This window comes from Bacillus sp. B2-WWTP-C-10-Post-4 (genome assembly GCF_009183805.1).
GTDB classification, from domain to species: domain Bacteria; phylum Bacillota; class Bacilli; order Bacillales; family Bacillaceae_G; genus Bacillus_A; species Bacillus_A cereus.
The window spans coordinates 1-1,371 of the sequence record NZ_WEII01000191.1 but is presented as its reverse complement, the minus strand read 5'-3'; the positions used below and the strand labels follow the sequence as shown (position 1 = coordinate 1,371).

The window sequence follows — 1,371 nt, the reverse complement described above, 5'->3', positions numbered from 1 at the left end:
AAGGCTGAGCTGTGATGGGGAAGCTCCTTATGGAGCGAAGTCTTTGATTCCCCGCTGCCAAGAAAAGCTTCTAGCGAGATAAAAGGTGCCTGTACCGCAAACCGACACAGGTAGGCGAGGAGAGAATCCTAAGGTGTGCGAGAGAACTCTGGTTAAGGAACTCGGCAAAATGACCCCGTAACTTCGGGAGAAGGGGTGCTTTCTTAACGGAAAGCCGCAGTGAATAGGCCCAAGCGACTGTTTAGCAAAAACACAGCTCTCTGCGAAGCCGTAAGGCGAAGTATAGGGGGTGACACCTGCCCGGTGCTGGAAGGTTAAGGAGAGGGGTTAGCGTAAGCGAAGCTCTGAACTGAAGCCCCAGTAAACGGCGGCCGTAACTATAACGGTCCTAAGGTAGCGAAATTCCTTGTCGGGTAAGTTCCGACCCGCACGAAAGGTGTAACGATTTGGGCACTGTCTCAACCAGAGACTCGGTGAAATTATAGTACCTGTGAAGATGCAGGTTACCCGCGACAGGACGGAAAGACCCCGTGGAGCTTTACTGTAGCCTGATATTGAATTTTGGTACAGTTTGTACAGGATAGGCGGGAGCCATTGAAACCGGAGCGCTAGCTTCGGTGGAGGCGCTGGTGGGATACCGCCCTGACTGTATTGAAATTCTAACCTACGGGTCTTATCGACCCGGGAGACAGTGTCAGGTGGGCAGTTTGACTGGGGCGGTCGCCTCCTAAAGTGTAACGGAGGCGCCCAAAGGTTCCCTCAGAATGGTTGGAAATCATTCGTAGAGTGCAAAGGCATAAGGGAGCTTGACTGCGAGACCTACAAGTCGAGCAGGGACGAAAGTCGGGCTTAGTGATCCGGTGGTTCCGCATGGAAGGGCCATCGCTCAACGGATAAAAGCTACCCCGGGGATAACAGGCTTATCTCCCCCAAGAGTCCACATCGACGGGGAGGTTTGGCACCTCGATGTCGGCTCATCGCATCCTGGGGCTGTAGTCGGTCCCAAGGGTTGGGCTGTTCGCCCATTAAAGCGGTACGCGAGCTGGGTTCAGAACGTCGTGAGACAGTTCGGTCCCTATCCGTCGTGGGCGTAGGAAATTTGAGAGGAGCTGTCCTTAGTACGAGAGGACCGGGATGGACGCACCGCTGGTGTACCAGTTGTTCTGCCAAGGGCATAGCTGGGTAGCTATGTGCGGAAGGGATAAGTGCTGAAAGCATCTAAGCATGAAGCCCCCCTCAAGATGAGATTTCCCATAGCGTAAGCTAGTAAGATCCCTGAAAGATGATCAGGTTGATAGGTTCGAGGTGGAAGCATGGTGACATGTGGAGCTGACGAATACTAATAGATCGAGGACTTAACCATATAATATG

At 53.0% G+C, this 1,371-nt stretch carries 1 rRNA gene (only partly in view); it reads left to right on the top strand.

Features of this window, described 5'->3' with window-relative positions:
* Positions 1–1,363, top strand: a 23S ribosomal RNA gene (locus GBN78_RS28595); it begins 1,318 nt to the left of the window's first position.
* Positions 1,364–1,371: the final 8 nt, after the last annotated feature.